The 18,166-nt window shown below is 38.6% G+C and carries 11 protein-coding genes and 1 pseudogene; 4 read left to right on the plus strand and 8 right to left on the minus strand.

The features are described from left to right. Positions 1-248: 248 nt before the first annotated feature. Positions 249-692, minus strand: a complete 444-nt coding sequence (locus HMPREF1519_RS09935; protein ID WP_037612127.1) for a hypothetical protein — start codon at positions 690-692, stop codon at positions 249-251. 617 nt (positions 693-1,309) lie between these two features. Here HMPREF1519_RS09935 and HMPREF1519_RS09940 point away from each other — a divergent pair. From HMPREF1519_RS09940 to HMPREF1519_RS09950, 3 genes are all read left to right on the plus strand, one after another. Beyond that, the gene (locus tag HMPREF1519_RS09940; RefSeq protein ID WP_022496060.1) at positions 1,310-5,662 is read left to right on the plus strand and encodes a glycoside hydrolase family 70 protein; all 4,353 of its coding nucleotides are present in this window, start codon (positions 1,310-1,312) and stop codon (positions 5,660-5,662) included. A gap of 779 nt (positions 5,663-6,441) precedes the next feature. Then, positions 6,442-10,425: a mucin-binding protein gene (locus HMPREF1519_RS09945; RefSeq protein ID WP_022495968.1), complete on the plus strand. Its 3,984-nt coding sequence runs from the start codon at positions 6,442-6,444 to the stop codon at positions 10,423-10,425. Positions 10,426-10,694: 269 nt separating this feature from the next. Next, the gene (locus HMPREF1519_RS09950; protein WP_037612128.1) at positions 10,695-11,444 is read left to right on the plus strand and encodes an MBL fold metallo-hydrolase; all 750 of its coding nucleotides are present in this window, start codon (positions 10,695-10,697) and stop codon (positions 11,442-11,444) included. A gap of 610 nt (positions 11,445-12,054) precedes the next feature. On the opposite strand, the gene HMPREF1519_RS09960 is transcribed toward HMPREF1519_RS09950, so the two are convergent. The 4 genes from HMPREF1519_RS09960 to HMPREF1519_RS09975 form a co-directional block, all read right to left on the minus strand. Continuing rightward, positions 12,055-13,272: a tyrosine-type recombinase/integrase gene (locus tag HMPREF1519_RS09960; RefSeq protein ID WP_001291561.1), complete on the minus strand. Its 1,218-nt coding sequence runs from the start codon at positions 13,270-13,272 to the stop codon at positions 12,055-12,057. A gap of 81 nt (positions 13,273-13,353) precedes the next feature. Continuing rightward, positions 13,354-13,557 (minus strand): excisionase, encoded by a 204-nt coding sequence (locus tag HMPREF1519_RS09965; RefSeq protein ID WP_000814511.1) that lies wholly within the window; start codon positions 13,555-13,557, stop codon positions 13,354-13,356. A 460-nt stretch (positions 13,558-14,017) separates the two neighbouring features. Continuing rightward, positions 14,018-14,248, minus strand: a complete 231-nt coding sequence (locus HMPREF1519_RS09970) for a helix-turn-helix domain-containing protein (RefSeq protein WP_000857133.1) — start codon at positions 14,246-14,248, stop codon at positions 14,018-14,020. Then, positions 14,245-14,667, minus strand: coding sequence for a sigma-70 family RNA polymerase sigma factor (locus HMPREF1519_RS09975; RefSeq protein ID WP_000804885.1), 423 nt, complete (start codon positions 14,665-14,667; stop codon positions 14,245-14,247). The genes HMPREF1519_RS09970 and HMPREF1519_RS09975 overlap by 4 nt, the downstream gene beginning before the upstream one ends. A 504-nt stretch (positions 14,668-15,171) precedes the next feature. Between HMPREF1519_RS09975 and HMPREF1519_RS09980 the strand changes: the two genes are divergently transcribed. Next, positions 15,172-15,525: a helix-turn-helix transcriptional regulator gene (locus HMPREF1519_RS09980; protein WP_001227347.1), complete on the plus strand. Its 354-nt coding sequence runs from the start codon at positions 15,172-15,174 to the stop codon at positions 15,523-15,525. 59 nt (positions 15,526-15,584) lie between these two features. Here the strand turns inward: HMPREF1519_RS09980 and HMPREF1519_RS10455 are convergent, their stop codons facing one another. The 3 genes and pseudogenes from HMPREF1519_RS10455 to HMPREF1519_RS10815 all read right to left on the minus strand — a co-directional run. After that, positions 15,585-15,770 carry a cysteine-rich KTR domain-containing protein gene (locus HMPREF1519_RS10455; protein ID WP_011058338.1) on the minus strand — a complete coding sequence of 62 codons (186 nt, stop codon included), beginning with the start codon at positions 15,768-15,770 and terminating at the stop codon, positions 15,585-15,587. 100 nt (positions 15,771-15,870) lie between these two features. Next, the gene (tet(M), locus tag HMPREF1519_RS09990) at positions 15,871-17,790 is read right to left on the minus strand and encodes a tetracycline resistance ribosomal protection protein Tet(M) (protein ID WP_000691727.1); all 1,920 of its coding nucleotides are present in this window, start codon (positions 17,788-17,790) and stop codon (positions 15,871-15,873) included. Positions 17,791-17,805: 15 nt separating this feature from the next. Next, positions 17,806-17,853: pseudogene (locus HMPREF1519_RS10815) on the minus strand (hypothetical protein); the annotation flags it as partial. Positions 17,854-18,166 lie beyond the last annotated feature (313 nt).

Raw genomic sequence — 18,166 nt, forward strand, 5'->3', positions numbered from 1 at the left:
TGGTCTTGGATTTCTTGCCAAACGTAAGAAAAATGAAGAATAGGACGAAGATTATTCGTATTTCTGAATTGTAAGAGTCTTTACAATGCTCAGATAAGCACAAATAAAAAACACCTTCATGTTAGCTAACCATTCTAGCTAGGAGGTGTTTTTTTGATTTGGAGATGTTGTGAAAGTTTCAAAATGGAACTGACTTTTTGAAATACTAATGACTACATAAAAATAAGAGACCACTTGAACATGGTCTCTTATTTGTTGTCTTGCTCATTCTCTTGTTTATACATCACAGTTCCCACTGTTACTAGAATAGTTAACAGAATCGGTATAACTCGAAAAACTCCCCAGTCGGGGTCATAGGCCAAAACAATAGAAGCTATATAAAAAACGATGCTTGTGTATAAGAAGTTTTTATTAGCTTTTTTACGCCCAATACCTGTAAAAATAGTTGCAATGATAAAACTAATCAAACTAGGTGCTAGGAAAATTATTATAACCATTCCCCAAGGATTTGACAGGCCTAAGAGCAAAAATAAGGCAAGATAAACGATAGCTAAATAAAAGGCGACTGCAAGGAGAATAGAAGCAAGCCTGTTGTCTGGAGAATTATTCTTAATGAGCTCTTGATTATTGAACTCTTGACCAGTCTTATCCTTATCTTGGCTTGTGTTGAAGTTTGTATGTTGTACTGACATCTTTCTCACCTTCCCCTCTATTTGTTTCTAAATAGTTTAACTCTTTCTACCTTTATTATACTCCTTTTTCCTTGTTTTCAGCAGGATAGATAAGCTTTTGAGGCATTTTTTTTGATGAATTGTCTGGTTTTAGTTCCCTTCGTTTTTGATGGAAAAGAGTATTTTTAATTAGCACTAGAGTAACCAAACTTGCCCCTCGGACACCTCGGTAAGTAATGAATGGCTTAGATAGTTAGAATTTAGATTTTGTATGAGAAAATAGTCTAAAAAAGCCCCCTATTTTAACAGACCTAATGGTTTGGTAAGGATGCTATTTTTTGTCGCTTTGAGAGAAGTGCCTTAAGGATTTTGTGAATTTTCATTAGATTTCCTTGTAATCCCATTAAAAGAAGTACCTTATCAATAATCATTCTAAATAGCCATAGAGTGTCAGTTTTCTGTTTCTCAATGAACTAAAATGACCATTTTTATATTTCTAAACACTCATTTAAAGCTAATGTCATTAAAACAACAAAAGGACTTTTCTAAAAATTATGAAAAATCATCAGATTTTATTGAAAAAATGCTTTCAATGTTTTAGAATGAAGCTATTAATGGGAAAAAGGAGTCTTTTTATTATGGACAAAAAAGTACATTTTAAAATGCACAAAGTTAAGAAACAATGGGTAACCATCGCAGTTACAGGGATGTCACTCGGTGCAGTCTCAGCGGTTTCTTTAGGGACTAACGACGGTGTCGTTCAGGCCGACGAACACACGGATGCTACTGTAGCCATCCCCGATATTACTGTTGATACGGGTACTGTATCTAACGATACAACGGCTGCTCAGGATCCAACTACAGCAGTTGCAGCGACAAACGATGTCGCAACTGATCAAGCCGCTCCAACAGCAACTTTCGATTTGACAACTGATACAACAAATACAGTTGTAGCGAATGCTGTTGATACGGCAGCGACTGTCGGTACTGATCGTGCGGCAACTACAACAGATACAACAGCAACTAATGATACAGCTGTTGATACAACGAATAACAATACTACAACTGACACAACAACAGTTACTGATCGCGCAGCGACACGTGAACGTCGTGCGACTGGTGCTCGACGTGGTCCTACAGGAGGCCGTCGTGCTACCCCAGTTAACGGCAATACAAATAATGCCAACAACACTGTCACAGTAGTAAACAACGACCTTCCAGCAACTAACAATGTCGTAACTGATGGTCCAAGCCACATCAAAACAATTGATGGAAAACAATACTACGTTGAAGATGACGGCACTATTCGTAAGAACTATGTCCTTGAACGTAACGGCGGAAGCCAATACTTCAACGCTGAAACTGGTGAATTGTCTAACCAAAAAGAATACCGTTTCGACAAGAACGGTGGAACAGGTTCATCAGCTGATAGCACAAACACAAACGTTACTGTAAACGGTGACAAGAATGCCTTTTATGGTACAACGGATAAAGATATCGAACTTGTTGACGGTTACTTCACTGCCAACACATGGTACCGTCCAAAAGAAATCTTGAAAGATGGTAAAGAGTGGACTGCTTCAACTGAAAATGACAAACGTCCATTGCTTACAGTTTGGTGGCCAAGCAAGGCTATCCAAGCGAGCTACCTCAACTACATGAAGGAGCAAGGTCTCGGTACCAATCAGACCTATACGTCATTCAGCTCACAAACCCAAATGGACCAAGCAGCACTTGAAGTTCAAAAGCGTATTGAAGAACGTATTGCGCGTGAAGGTAACACTGACTGGTTGCGTACAACTATCAAAAATTTCGTGAAGACCCAACCAGGTTGGAATTCAACTTCTGAAAATCTTGATAACAGCGATCACTTGCAAGGTGGTGCCCTTCTCTATAACAATGATAGTCGTACAAGCCATGCTAATTCTGATTATCGTCTTTTGAACCGCACGCCAACTAGCCAAACAGGTAAACACAATCCTAAGTATACTAAGGATACAAGTAACGGTGGTTTCGAATTCTTGTTGGCAAATGATATCGACAACTCAAACCCAGCGGTTCAAGCTGAGCAGTTGAACTGGCTCCACTACATCATGAACATCGGTACTATTACTGGTGGTTCTGAAGATGAAAACTTCGATGGTGTTCGTGTCGATGCCGTGGATAATGTCAATGCCGACCTTCTCCAAATTGCTTCAGATTATTTCAAAGCTAAATATGGTTCTGATCAAAGTCAAGATCAAGCCATTAAACACATGTCTATCTTGGAAGCATGGTCTCACAATGACCCATACTACAATGAAGACACTAAAGGTGCCCAATTGCCAATGGATGACCCTATGCACTTAGCATTGGTATATTCACTCTTGCGTCCAATTGGTAACCGCTCAGGAGTTGAACCACTCATTTCAAATAGTATCAATGACCGTTCTGAAAGTGGTAAAAACTCTAAACGCATGGCTAACTACGCCTTTGTTCGTGCTCACGATTCAGAGGTACAATCAATCATTGGTCAAATCATCAAAAATGAAATCAACCCTCAATCAACAGGGAATACCTTCACTCTTGATGAAATGAAGAAAGCCTTTGAAATCTATAACAGAGACATGCGTAGTGCTAACAAGCAATATACACAATATAATATTCCATCAGCATATGCCTTGATGCTTACGCATAAGGACACTGTGCCACGTGTTTACTATGGAGACATGTACACAGATGATGGTCAATATATGGCCCAAAAATCACCATATTATGATGCTATTGAAACCCTCTTGAAAGGCCGTATCCGCTATGCAGCCGGTGGTCAAGATATGAAGGTTAACTACATCGGTTACGGTAATACTAATGGTTGGGATGCTGCAGGTGTCTTGACTTCTGTACGTTACGGTACAGGGGCTAACAGTGCTTCTGATGCTGGTACAGCAGAAACACGTAACCAAGGTATGGCAGTCATCGTTTCAAACCAACCTGCCCTTCGTTTGACAAGCAACTTGACAATTAACATGGGTGCGGCTCACCGTAACCAAGCTTATCGTCCATTGCTTTTGACAACAAACGATGGTGTGGCTACTTACTTGAATGATAGCGATGCTAACGGCATTGTCAAATACACTGATGGTAACGGTAATTTGACATTTAATGCAAACGAAATCCGTGGTATCCGTAACCCTCAAGTTGATGGTTACCTTGCCGTTTGGGTACCAGTAGGTGCTTCTGAAAATCAAGACGTGCGTGTAGCACCAAGTAAAGAAAAGAACAGCAGTGGTTTGGTTTATGAATCAAATGCTGCCCTTGATTCACAAGTTATCTACGAAGGTTTCTCTAACTTCCAAGACTTCGTTCAAAATCCATCACAATACACTAATAAGAAGATTGCTGAAAATGCTAGTCTCTTCAAATCATGGGGTATTACATCATTCGAACTTGCACCACAATACGTTTCAAGTGATGATGGTACTTTCCTTGACTCAGTCATCCAAAATGGTTATGCTTTCACAGACCGTTATGACATTGCCATGAGTAAGGACAACAAGTATGGTTCATTGGCTGACTTGAAGGCAGCTCTTAAAGCCCTCCATGCAGTGGGAATTTCAGCGATTGCTGACTGGGTTCCAGACCAAATCTACAACCTTCCAGGTGACGAAGTAGTTACTGCAACTCGTGTTAATAACTACGGTGAAACTAAAGATGGCGCAATCATCAACCACAGCCTCTATGCCGCTAAAACACGTACCTTTGGTAATGACTACCAAGGTAAATATGGTGGTGCCTTCCTTGATGAATTGAAACGTCTCTACCCACAAATCTTTGACCGTGTTCAAATCTCTAACGGTAAACGCATGACAACTGACGAGAAGATTACGAAGTGGTCTGCGAAGTACATGAATGGTACTAACATTCTTGACCGTGGTTCAGAGTACGTGCTTAAGAATGGTCTCAACGGTTACTACGGTACAAATGGTGGTAAAGTTAGCCTTCCAAAAGTAGTCGGAAGCAACCAATCAACTAACAACGATAACCAAAACGGTGATGGTAGTGGTAAGTTTGAGAAGAGCTGGGGCAGTGTTTACTATCGTTATAACGATGGCAAACGTGCTAAGAATGCCTTCATCAAAGATAACGACGGAAATGTTTACTACTTTGATAACTCAGGTCGTATGGCAATCGGTGAAAAGACTATCGATGGTAAACAATACTTCTTCCTCGCTAATGGTGTGCAATTGCGTGATGGTTATCGTCAAAACCGCAGAGGTCAAGTCTTCTACTATGACCAAAACGGTGTCTTGAATGCAAACGGTAAACAAGATCCAAAACCAGATAACAACAATAACAATACATCAGGACGCAACCAATTCGTACAAATTGGTAATAACGTTTGGGCTTACTACGATGGTAATGGTAAACGTGTGACAGGTCACCAAAACATCAATGGTCAAGAACTCTTCTTCGACAACAATGGTGTCCAAGTTAAAGGTCGTACTGTTAATGAGAATGGTACTATCCGTTACTATGATGCTAACTCAGGTGAATTGGCTCGCAACCGTTTTGCTGAAATTGAACCAGGTGTTTGGGCTTACTTCAATAATGATGGAGCAGCCGTAAAAGGTTCACAAAACATCAATGGTCAAGACCTCTACTTTGATCAAAATGGCCGTCAGGTCAAAGGTGCTTTGGCAAACGTAGATGGCAACCTTCGTTACTATGATGTAAATTCAGGTGACCTTTACCGTAATCGATTCCACGAAATTGATGGTAGCTGGTATTACTTCGATGGTAATGGTAATGCTGTCAAAGGCATGGTTAATATCAATGGTCAAAACCTCCTCTTTGATAACAATGGTAAACAAATCAAAGGTCATTTGGTTCGCGTGAACGGTGTTGTTCGTTACTTTGATCCAAATTCAGGTGAAATGGCTGTCAACCGTTGGGTTGAAGTGAGTCCAGGATGGTGGGTTTACTTTGACGGTGAAGGCCGAGGACAAATCTAATCGTTTCCAAGCTGTATGAACCGAGACAACAGTCTCGGTTTTTATGGCGTAACTGGGTCTCCGTAAAGACTTAGATGTGGACTGTGAATAGTCATTTAACCCTTTTCTTGAGTGAGTTGTGAAATACCTATGACTATTTGGTGCCCAGAATGACAGCAAAATAGCCTAATCCAAGTGACTATTATTAATGCACAATTTAATACGAGAATGCTTTAAAATTAGGGATTTTCATTAAATGCTTCCAATCTATTGACGAAGCGTCAAAGTCAATCTATACTAGGAGTAATGCCAGTTATTTATTGGTATTTCCTAGTCGAGGACTAGTCGCAGGCTTGGCCTGTGTCATTCCTAATAGGCCATTTCTTTAACAAATACAGTAAGGCCCTAGCCTTTCAAAGATGAGAAGTAGTTGTGATAGTTTATAGTGTATTTCTTATGAGAGTGTCTTTAGGGAGAGAAAACTCCATTAAAGACTCATCATTTAAGTTGTCGGGGTAATCTCATTTTGATGTCACTTTCGTAAACTACTTGATAGATATTGCACATTAAAGCACTATTTTTTCACTTAGGGGTTAAAATGATTAAAGTTCTTACACCTTACTTGTAAAAATTCGATTCTCGTATTATAGTATATATAAGAGATATCAAAAATTTTAATCTTTGATAAGAACTTGTTAGCTTCTCCGAGGGAAAATGAAATCTTAATAGAAAAGATTTCCATGAGAACTTAGCAAGTATAGGATTTTATTTCTCATAAAAAGAAGAAAGGGGGAGTATTTTTGAGAGCCTATAGGGAAGATGCGACTGAAGCAGCAGCAAGAACTGCCGAAGAGCATATTGCACATAAATCAGCGGACTCTGATTTAGTTGATACTATAGATCTTTCTAAATTATTGACTAACCCAAAAAGTCGCTCTGACCACAGTGCCCCCTCTCCATTAGATTTTGCTAGAGCTGACGAAGCCCTCTTTGATAATCATGCCCAATCGGAAACCGTGAGGATTCCATCTAAGCAAGAGATTATTTTTCAAGGAGCAGATTCGCAAACTCCAGACCCTGAAGTCATGGAAAATCATGTTTTTACGGGGACTAGAGATAGGAAGACTGGCTTAATCGAATGGGACAAGGACAGTTATACCTATCCTAAGATATCGGTACCAGTTGTCCAGGGCTATTTCGCTGACCAAAAGGAAGCGGGTTTTAACGTTGTCACACCCTATGTGCCAACGGTAACGGAACATGTGACCTATAGGAAATTGGGACGCATTATCCCTGTGACAGAAGATGGGGAATATATTCCAGGTGCTTTGACTAAGCAGTATAACAATAACAAAAAAGATCCACGAAAGGCGGGTGAGACAGCAACACCAGCTGTTCAAGATTATATGACAGATATTAAAAGTGTAGTACCGAACAAACCAGGAGGGGATACTCCGGTTGTGTATCGTAAAATTTTCAAGAAAGCCAGCATCACTTATATTGATGAAACTACCGGTGCTTACTTGGTTAGTGACCAGTTGACCGGGGAATTGGGTGAAGCGATTGAATACGGAACAGCAACACGTATCAAGACTTTCAAGGACATGGGATATGACTTGATTCAGGACGAATTCCCTAAAGATGCCATTTTTGATGATAAGGATATTGATGATCAAGAGTGGTTTGTCCTCTTGCAACACGATGTTGCCAAGGTAGGGCCTGACCATGAGCAAGTCCCAGATACTCCAATTAATCCTAATAATCCAGATGGACCTAAGTGGCCATCTAAGTATGCTTACGAAAAAGAAGTAAGCTTCACAGTCTTTTACAAGAGTACAGACGGCAATGCGGATTTACCAGATGCCGATGTGCAAAAGGCTTATTGGGTCCGTACCCTTACCTTTGACAAGGTCACAGGTGAGCTTGTTGACGAGACAGAATGGTCACCAAACAAGACCAAGTATTATGACATCTATGCACCAGTTGTTTTAGGCTATTTTGCAGATAGAGTAGAAGTTAAAGGTAGAGAAGTTACTGAAGATAACATCGAAGAAACCATTACCTACGTTCCACTTGGTAAAATCATTCCTATTGATGCAAATGGACGCTTGATTCCAAACGTTCCAACGCCAACCTTCAACAACGATGCCAATAACCCAACTAAGGTTAGTGAGACACTTGTTCCTCACATTCCGGGTTATCGTCCAATGCAACAAAGTGTCATGCCTGAGAGCTTGACAGACGATATTCTTGTTGAGTACGCTCCAATCCTTGAAGATGTAACGCAACCAACCTTGCAAACGGTCTTCTTCAAAGGAGCTGGCGAAGCAACACCGTCTGTTAATATCCAGTCTGACTTTACTTTCACTGGTAAGTACAATCAAGCAGAAGACACTTACACTTGGGATCAAGACAGCTATACCTTTGCTAAGGTTAATGTCCCAGTTATCGAAGGTTACTATGCGGACAAGGCAGTGGCTGGTATGCAGATTGTTACACCTGATAAACCAGAAGCTACAGACAGTGTTGTCTATAAAGAACTCGGTAAGATTATCCCTGTTGATACCTTTGGTAATCCAATCGCGGATGCAGAACCAGTTCATTATGCCAATAATCCTCAAGATGCTACGCAAGTTATTGAAACACCAGCACCACAAGTTGCTGGCTACCAAGCTGAAAGTGAATTGGTATTGCCAATTGACCTCAGCCTGGACCAAACCTTGGTTTACGAACCAATCTTGGATGATATCACGCAAGATACGAAACAAACGGTTACCTTCCAAGGTGCTGGCTACAAAGATCCAGTTATCAACATTCAAGATAGCTTCAGCTTCCACGGTAAGTTTAACCAAGTGGAACAAACAAGCACTTGGGATCAAGACAGCTTCACTTATGATGTTGTAGAAGTTCCAGTTGTTGAAGGTTTCTATGCGGATAAACGTCAAGCTGGTGGTCTCGAAGTTCGCCCAGACCTTCCAGAAGTGGAAGATACAGTAACTTACACAGAACTTGGTAAGATTATTCCAGTAGATGAGTATGGTACACCAATCGAAAATGCACCTACTCCAAGCTACAACAACGATCCTGAAGATCCAACCATGGCTATGGAAACAGTCGTTCCAGATGTGCTTGGTTACATTTCTGAAAAGGCCTTTATTACTCCAGAACACCCAGGTCAAGATACCAACGTGGTTTATGCTAAGGATGAGCAAAAAGCTATTATCCTTTACATGAATGAGCTTGATAAGTCAGAATTGACTCGTGATGTTGTTGTCGGAAGCTCAGGTGAGAAGATTGACTACTCTACTGATGAACAAATCGCAAACTTGCTCAAACAAGGTTATGAACTTGTCAACGATGGTTATGCAGAAGCCTTTGACCACACTTACAACGGTGATTCTGACTTTGATCAAGTCTTCGAAGTGGTTCTTCGTGAACGTTTGGTTCTTATCGACACAGATATGCCAGCACCAGTTGCAGGTGAAGTCGTAGATCCAAATGATGTGAATAGCCCAGTTTGGCCAAATAGCGTAGAAATGCTTGAAAACCGTGCCGATGTGACACGTACCATCCAGTATGTCTTCGAAGAAGGTGGCTTGGCTAGCGACGACTACGTTGAAGTTCTTGATTTCAAACGTTTGGCTAATGTAAACCTTGTGACAGGTGCTATCAATTATGAAGCATGGTCAAGTACTCAAGCTGGCTTCTCAGCTGTTCCTTCACCAGAGGTTGTCGGATTTACACCAGACCGTATAGAAGTCGCTGAAATGACAGATGTTTCTGTGGAAACTCCTGAAATCATGGAAGTGGTTACTTACCTCAAGGATGCTCAGAAAGCTACAGTCACTTATGTTGACGGTACAACTCGTAAGAAACTTGAAGTGGTTGACTTGCTTGGTAAATCAGGCGAAGTGATTGAATACTCAACAATCGAACGTATCAAGTACTATAGCGACCGTGGTTATACCCTCCTTGCTGATGGCTTCACAAACGGTGTGATCTTTGATGGCGATTCACATGTTGACCAAAACTTCATGGTTACCCTTCGTCATGGTACCGTTCAAGTAGGTCCAGATAACATCCAAGAAGCTGGTACACCAATCAACCCAGCTAATCCAGATGGTGCTAAATGGCCAGAACGTGAAAGCTACATCAAAGACGTAACCTTCACAGTTCTCTACACATCTAGCGATGGACAAGCAGAACTTCCTGCCAATAACATCCAAACTGCTCAATGGACACGTAGCTTGACTATTGATAAGGTTACAGGTGAAGAGCTTGGTTCAAGCTACTGGACTTCAAACAAAGGTCAGTTTGAAACAGTCATCACTCCTGAAGTAGAAGGCTACAGTGCTGATAAGGACAAGGTTGAAGGTAAGACAGTAGGTCAACGTAACCTTGAAGAAACCGTGGTTTATATCCCGCTTACAGGCGATATTAACGGTAAACCTAAGGGAGACAAGGCAGACGATATTGTTGTTGAAGAGATTGAAGACCTAGAAGTTCTCGACCAAGTCGAAGAGCAAGTGGAAGCTCATGATGGACCAGTCACTTATGGACCAGGCGATGACTTTGAAGCACCTGTTTCAAGTCAAGCTGAGGGTAAAGGCTCTAAACACAAGATGCCAATTAATCTCTCAAATGAGGAAGAAGCAAGCAAAGGTAAGATTGAAGAAACCATCAATATCGCAGGCTTCACCGTATCGGTAACAGGTCTAGGACTTGGCCGCAACGGACGTAAAAAGAAAAATAAAAAAGATCACAAAGATCAAAAGGACAAATAATATAAAGCCCTGAATAACTCAGGCATGCCCAGACAGAAAGAAAATCTCAAGTTGCCTTGTGCACTTGAGATTTTTTTGTGGATTGGTTAACTGAGGTATGTGGAAACTAAGTATTTTAAACGTAAAAGAAGGTGTCGAACATACGCTGGTATTGATAAAAGTGATGATAAAAACTATAATCTAGTTACAAGAGCTATGCACTTAAATGCTCATTCCATTATTGTTAATGACTGGTTTTTCAATTCATGGTCGTTATAAAAAGAGGTACTATGTCTATTTCGTTTACTTATTGTGGCGTTGCATGTGGAGTCATTTCCATTGATAATCAATTTCATATTGGAATTGATCCTGACTTATCTCCTAAGGGAACTTTAGTTCAGTTTAAAGGATTTGTCTCCGAGAAACAAACTGATGTTTATAAGGGTGAGTCTCTTCTTAGCAAAGTTGATGTATGGCTAATTACTCATGGGCATCAAGATCATTTGGATGATGTAGGGAAAGATTATCTGAAAGAGAAGACGGTCATTTCTCCTAATAGGAAAATTTTAGATGGGGTGCCATGTTTAAATAATAGTGTTTTAAGATGGGGAGAAGAACAAGCATTTCAAGTCGCTGACTATTGTATCACCATAAAAGCATTACCGGCTTATCATGCCAGTAATTACATCATGCGAAAGATAGTTGGTAAGGTAAATGGCTATCAACTAACATTTACCACTTCGTCAGAAACTAAAGTCATTTATTTTACCGGTGATACTGTTTTGTACCCAGACTTAACCAAAAATGTCCCTAAAAATATCGATGCTATTTTTGCTAATTTAGGTGCTGTAAAATCAGGTTCATTTGGTGGACCATTTACCATGGACTTAAAAATGTTAAACCGAATGAATGATCTCCTTCAACCTAAAAGAATTTATCCCATTCATATTGATGATTATAGTCATTACAAGACAACTAAAAATGAAGTTGAAACAGCAGGTTATAGGGTTTTAGCTGTTGGTGAGACCATCGATATATAATTAAGTAGAATAAAGACTTTACATACTTTTGTATGGGAGTTTTGCGCCACAAAAGCAAATTAGCCTTCCCTTGGTAATGAGGGTATGATGGTTCAGGATAATCGAGTTTTGCTTGAATCTAGATATGAGTGTTAGTTTCAAAAACAAGTGAAATCTTGATGTTTTGGTCTTTAATTCCGATTGATTCTGTGGTATTCTTAATAAGTCTCATAAGTTCTTCCTAATGATGGCTTGGTCGCTTTTCATTATAGTTCTTATGGGACTTTTTGTGTACACTCAAAAAGCTCTATAATCTCTACTGTAGTTTGAACCACTACAGTAGAGATTATAACGCCAAAGAAAATCTCAAGTTGCCTTGTGCACTTGGGATTTTTTTGTGGATTATTTCTTATCTAAAATCAGATGTTTAAAGACTATCTCAGAATATTTTTTAATTAAACAAAGTATAAATTTCTAATTATCTTTTTATATTTTCTTAAATGCTCGTAAAGCCTTATTCTATGTGCTTTCGAGTATTTTTACTGTAGGAAGATACTTCACGTTTCTTTGCATATTTCCTCATGTCTTAGCTGTCAGAAGTGGTAAATAAGTAGTAAATTCATTTGTACTACTAAGCAACAAGACGCTCCTGTTGCTTCTCTTTATTCAAGCGTTTCATTTCTGCCATTGCAGAATCGAATGTTGCATGTGCGTAATAGTTCAGCGTCATGGCTATATTAGCATGTCCCATAATGTACTGTAATGCCTTTGGATTCATTCCTGCATTTGCATAGTTGGTACAGAATGTATGTCGCAAACTATGTGGAGTGATGTGTGGCAATTTATCCTCGTTATACTTATTGTATTTCTTAACAAGACCTTTCATCATGCCGTTGTAATCACTTGCCACTTTTGGATAGTTCTTTCTATTAAGAAAGAGGAAATCACTATATCCATCAATCTCAACACGCTTATCATTCTTTCGATTCGCTAACACTCGCTTAAATGCTTGATAGGCTTCTTCAACCATAGGAACTTGACGTTCGCCACTTTTGGTCTTTGGTGTTTCAATGTAGTACCCAATTTCAGTATCTCTCAATAGCTGATGGTCTATATTGACAAGACGATTCTCAAAATCTAAATCTGGAAGTGTCAAACCACCAAACTCTGAAATACGAAGACCTGTTTTTAAGAGTATCAGAATTTCATCATAATTTTTGCTGTAGGTTTTATCAGCTTTTGCAAAGGCTAACAGTTTTTCTTCCTGTTCTTCTGTTAGTACGGTCTTAGGGACAGTATCATCATCAAGAACTGCTTTCAGTTGAAAGTCAAATGGATTCTTCCGAACACAATCATCTTGTATAGCAATATAGAATGAAGCCTTTAAAGAACGTTTGTAGTTATTGATGGTTTGATAAGCATAACCATTTTCACTCATTCTAATAGCCCATTCTTTAGCGTCTGATGGCTTAATACTGTCAATACTTCTTACACCTAACTTGTCTTTCTTCAAAATATCCATAAGATATTTGCGTCCAGTTTCAGTGTTTTTTCTAACCTTTGGTCTTTGAGCGTTCTGTTTTGCGTAAAGCTGGCAGAGTGTCATTTTCTTTCCTACAACATCAATACCATCATGAATGTCTTTCTGTAACTCTGCGATTTTCTCTCTAAGTGAGATACAATCACGCTTTCCTGCTGGTACTCGGTCTGTAGCCACAAGTTTCCACGAGTAAACAAATTGCGGTTCTCCAAATGAATCTATATATTTGTATAAGTATCTTCCGTCTTTTCGTTGGCTCTCTCCAGTCTTTAAGATTCGACCTTTATTGTCACGTCTTTTTTCTGACATGGCATTTGCTCCTTTCCTTTATGGAAAGAGCCTTGATACGACTTAATACTATTTTATCATATACAAGACCCTTTGGCGACGCTAGATTGCGTCCAATGTATCTATAATTTTTTCAAATTGTTTTCGTTTAATCTGAATACGATTGCCATTCATAATCAGCCAATTTGCATTTTTATTTTCCTCTGCCAAGCGTCGTAGCTTGTTTTCGCCAATACGAAAATATTTTGACGCTTCTTCAATGGTTAGGGTATAACGTTCCCAAATAGGAATGTCAGTCTGCTTCATAAAATCCTCCTTTCCAAATCACTTATTTGGATTTCATAAAAGTTGTTTTACCAGCAATCGAACAGCTTTAGCAAAGCTCACGGGAGTTCCACCCCTGCATGGTTCTCATGTAGCCATACTCATTGCCTGCGACGGTTTTATCACGCTCGGACTATTGACTGTATGGGAGTATCATTATCACGATAAGAATGTCGTTGCAGGCAATCCTGCTAAAGATTGCTTCTCGGATCACTAACATGAATCGCTCGCTATCTTTATAAGATAGGTCATGGCGGTTAGTTCCGTTGGCTCTTTTCTTATCGAAACGTATTCGATTACTTTTATTCAGTTTTCAAAGAACAATGGCTCGTTAGCCTATCAAAACACATTGAAAGCTCAATATGCTTTGGTGGAATAACAAACCTCCCTGTTCGGGAAGCGTGGAATGGTTTAGCACGCTTCCACGAAAGGAGAGAGGATATTACTTAATTTCAAATGACAAAATCTTTGTAATCAGTCTGGTTTCCATTCTTCCACGTAAGACTTCATCAACGACCATACTTTGATTGCCATATTCATCTTTCATAAGTCGTAGGGAACGCTTCGTTATGTACCCTCTGTAATGATGTAGAATCTGGTTAATCGCTTCGGTATCGCCATCTGTTGCCTTTACAATGAGAGGAAAGGGAATCATAGGATATTGTGTTTTCATTCTTCAAATTCCTCCATAAACTTTTTAATTAAGGCTAGTCCACTGGTTCTATGCCGATAGACAGTAGAACGGTTCAATTTCAACAGGTCTGCAATTTCTGAATCGCTCATGTCCATAAAGTAAAACAGCAGTAGAATTTCACGTTTCTTGTCTGGCAACTCACGTAATGCTTCACTCAACAAATCATTTTCAACGCCTACTGATAACCCATTGAGTGTAAAAATCTGAAAGTCAGTTGAATAGTTATCTGTTGTCGCAAACTGGCTAACAAGATAATCGCCAACATCCGAAAAGGACACCTCACGCTTTGCAATCCTTGAAAGATAAAGCATATAATTCTTTCGCTCGTCTTCCATAGCACGTTTACAGATATAGTCAAACTGATTTTCTATTGTGGTCTGAAAAGAAGATGGTTTCATGTTTCTCACCCCCTTTCTGTCTAGGAAAGGAAGTGAGCCTTGCTCGTTTATCTCCTTTCACTCTTAGTCCCAATGTGAAAGGGGGATTTGTTGCATTACTGATAAATAAACTTTGTAAAAAAGTTCTGAATAGCCAAAAAAGCATATAAACAGATTTATTTCTCTGTTTACATGCTTCTGTTATTCTATCTATATGATTTATAAAACCACATTGGTGGACGTACTTATCTATTGCAGATAGACGACTTTTTTTGACAAGAACCCAATGTAAGGAAATTTATTGTATATGATGTACTTCATGGCGACGTTGACCTCCAACAAACCGCCATTTGGAAGTAATATACAATATTTTAACAGCGTAAATAGCACTACCATATAACGGTTTTTTTTATTGGCGTTTAGTAGTGCTTTTTATTAAATATAAACCTATAAACCATATAACACGTTTTTCTATACCTGTTTTTAATTCAGTAGGAACAATAAAATGTATAGAGGTGGTCTACTATGCGTAAAAAAGAAGATAAATATGATTTTAGAGCCTTTGGTTTAGCCATTAAAGAAGCTCGATTGAAACGAGGTTTAACTCGTGAACAAGTGGGAGCATTGATTGAAATTGACCCACGGTACTTAACTAATATTGAAAATAAAGGGCAACACCCCAGCATACAAGTTCTTTATGACCTTGTATCGTTACTTCATGTTTCCGTTGATGAATTTTTCTTACCTGCTAATAACTTGGTAAAAAGCACCCGACGATTACAGATAGAGAAATACATGGATAGCTTTACAGACAAAGAACTATCCTTAATGGAATCTTTAGCCAGCGGTATCAACGAAGCAAGAAACATCGAAGACTAATTAAAAGAATCCATACATAACGGAAAGAGCCGATAAAATGAGATTGTATTAATCTCATTTTATCGGCTCTGCGTCTTTGCGTCTGGCTCTGTAATCACAGTTACTTTGAACTGCTTTATTTCAATTAAATTTTCTTGTCTGCATTTCGGACAATAGAGGGGGAATTTTTTTAATTCAGTATCTTCCCTTATCTTTAATCGTGTTTTATTTCCACATACAGGACACAATATCCACTTGTAGTTTATAATAACTATCTCCTCCTTTACACTTTAATTCAAATCTTTATTAAAAAATATTTCATCTTATTTAACAAGAAACCATATTTATATAACAACATAAAATACACTAAGTTATTTTATTGAACATATATCGTACTTTATCTATCCGACTATTTGGACGACGGGGCTGGCAAACAGGTTCACCGGTAGTAACATGGTACCCTTTTAACTCTGTTAAACAAACACTACGTCCATTTGTAAAGAAAGTTAAATCACTACGATATTCTTGAATACACCGAGCAGGGATTTCTCCACTAAGAATGACCTCATTATTTTTCAATTGAGTGTCTACGATGTTCGCACAATATTTAGGAGCATCGTTGTATGCTCGTGAAAGATATTCCTGTGGCGCATAAATTTTAAAACTAAGATATGGCTCTAACAATTCTGTTCCAGCTTTTTTTAAGACTTGTTCCAATACAATAGGAGCAAGCATCCGAAAATCTGCTGGGGTACTAACAGGGCTATAGTATAAGCCATACTTAAAACAGATTTTACAATCCGTCACATTCCAACCATATAATCCTTGTTCGCAACCATAGCGTATCCCTTCCATAACTGCATTTTGAAATGATTGATTTAAGTATCCAAGAGAAACCGAGCTCTCATACTGCATTCCACTTCCCAACGGAAGCGGTGATACAGATAAACCAATGGAAGCCCAGAAAGGATTTGGCGGCACTTCGATGTGAATGGTATATTCTGCATTTTTTAACGGTCTCTCCATATAAATGACTGTAGGCTCTTTTAGTTCTATCTCCACATGATACTTTTCTTGCAACAGTGCACTAATCACTTCCATTTGTACTTTCCCTAAGAAAGAAAGTATAATTTCATGTGTCGTAGAATCCACGTAATATCGTAGAAGCGGATCACTATCTGAGATTTCCAAAAGGGCATCAAGCAACATTTCTCTCTGTTCAGGTTTACTCGGTTCAACAGTTGTTTGTAGTAGAGGGTGCGGATTTTCAATCTTTTTTCTCTGTGGCAATAGTTTTGTATCTCCAAGAACACTATTTAACTTCAAAAACTCATTTTGCAAAATAACAATTTCTCCAGAATAAGCTCTATCAATCTTACATAATTCACCATTTATTGAAGTATACATTTCTGTAACTTTTATTTTTTCTTTTTCTGATACTCTAACCGAATCTCGTAAATGTAGTACTCCACTATAAAGGCGTATATATGCAAGACGTTGTCTTTTTTTTGTATATTCAATTTTGAAAACATTTCCGCAAAGTTCAGACGGACCTCGATGTGTTGATGAATAAAATTTATTCGTAATCACTTCTATAAGGTTATCAATCCCTATATTGTTTTTTGCACTTCCGTGATAAACAGGGAACAGGGAACAATTATGAAATCTTATGCTTTCCTCTTGTTCGAGTTCCAATGCTTCTAATGATTTACCGGACATATATTTCTCTAAAAGGTCATCGTTTCCCTCTATTACCGTATCCCATTGTTCAGATTCGGTAAAGTTCGTCACACACATATTAGGATACAGTTCTACCTTCTGTTTGATTACAATTTCGGCAGAAAGTTTCTCTTTAATATCCTGATAAACCGTTGATAAATCAATTCCATTTTGGTCAATCTTATTGATAAAAAAGATTGTGGGAATCCCCATTTTCCTAAGTGCATGAAATAATATACGAGTTTGTGCTTGTACGCCATCTTTTGCAGAAATCAGTAGAATTGCCCCATCTAAAACTGATAATGAACGATATACTTCTGCTAAGAAATCCATATGTCCTGGCGTGTCTATGATGTTCACCTTCGTATTTTCCCACTGAAAAGAGGTTATTCCTGTCTGAATTGTAATTCCTCTCTGACGTTCTAAAAGCGTATTATCCGTCCTCGTTGTACCTTTGTCCACGCTTCCTAATTCTGTAATCGCTCCACTGTTATATAATAAGCTTTCTGTTAAGGTAGTTTTTCCTGCATCAACATGAGCTAAAACTCCAATATTAATAATTTTCATGTGATTTTCCTCCATTCAAAAACCCAAAAGGGCATAAAAATCCCAGTGATAAATACTTTTATCACTGGGATTTTTATGCATAACCATAGGTATACAAAGCATACAGATATTCTCTGGATACTTTAGAATCACATGATAAAGGTATTCTTAAACTGGGTACAAAAAACTAAGCCCTCCTAAAAAAGGACATCTAATTATTTGTTCCCGCTATCAAATTGACAGTTTATTTAAGAATACCTTGCCGCATATTTATTAACTCCTTTTAAATAGTCACTTAAATAATAGCACGTAAGAGCATATTTGTAAAGGAATCTCCAATTTTTTATCAAAAAGAGTACATGATTACAAAGTATCTGTAATCATGTACCAATATTTG

The sequence above is a fragment of the Streptococcus sp. SR4 genome, assembly GCF_000517725.1.
GTDB classification, from domain to species: domain Bacteria; phylum Bacillota; class Bacilli; order Lactobacillales; family Streptococcaceae; genus Streptococcus; species Streptococcus salivarius_F.

Coding starts and splice junctions, on each gene's coding strand:
- HMPREF1519_RS09935 (WP_037612127.1), bottom strand. CDS start 692: ATGTCAGTACAACATACAAACTTCAACACAAGCCAAGATAAGGATAAG.
- HMPREF1519_RS09940 (WP_022496060.1), top strand. CDS start 1,310: ATGGACAAAAAAGTACATTTTAAAATGCACAAAGTTAAGAAACAATGG.
- HMPREF1519_RS09950 (WP_037612128.1), top strand. CDS start 10,695: ATGTCTATTTCGTTTACTTATTGTGGCGTTGCATGTGGAGTCATTTCC.
- HMPREF1519_RS09960 (WP_001291561.1), bottom strand. CDS start 13,272: ATGTCAGAAAAAAGACGTGACAATAAAGGTCGAATCTTAAAGACTGGA.
- HMPREF1519_RS09965 (WP_000814511.1), bottom strand. CDS start 13,557: ATGAAGCAGACTGACATTCCTATTTGGGAACGTTATACCCTAACCATT.
- HMPREF1519_RS09970 (WP_000857133.1), bottom strand. CDS start 14,248: ATGAAAACACAATATCCTATGATTCCCTTTCCTCTCATTGTAAAGGCA.
- HMPREF1519_RS09975 (WP_000804885.1), bottom strand. CDS start 14,667: ATGAAACCATCTTCTTTTCAGACCACAATAGAAAATCAGTTTGACTAT.
- HMPREF1519_RS09980 (WP_001227347.1), top strand. CDS start 15,172: ATGCGTAAAAAAGAAGATAAATATGATTTTAGAGCCTTTGGTTTAGCC.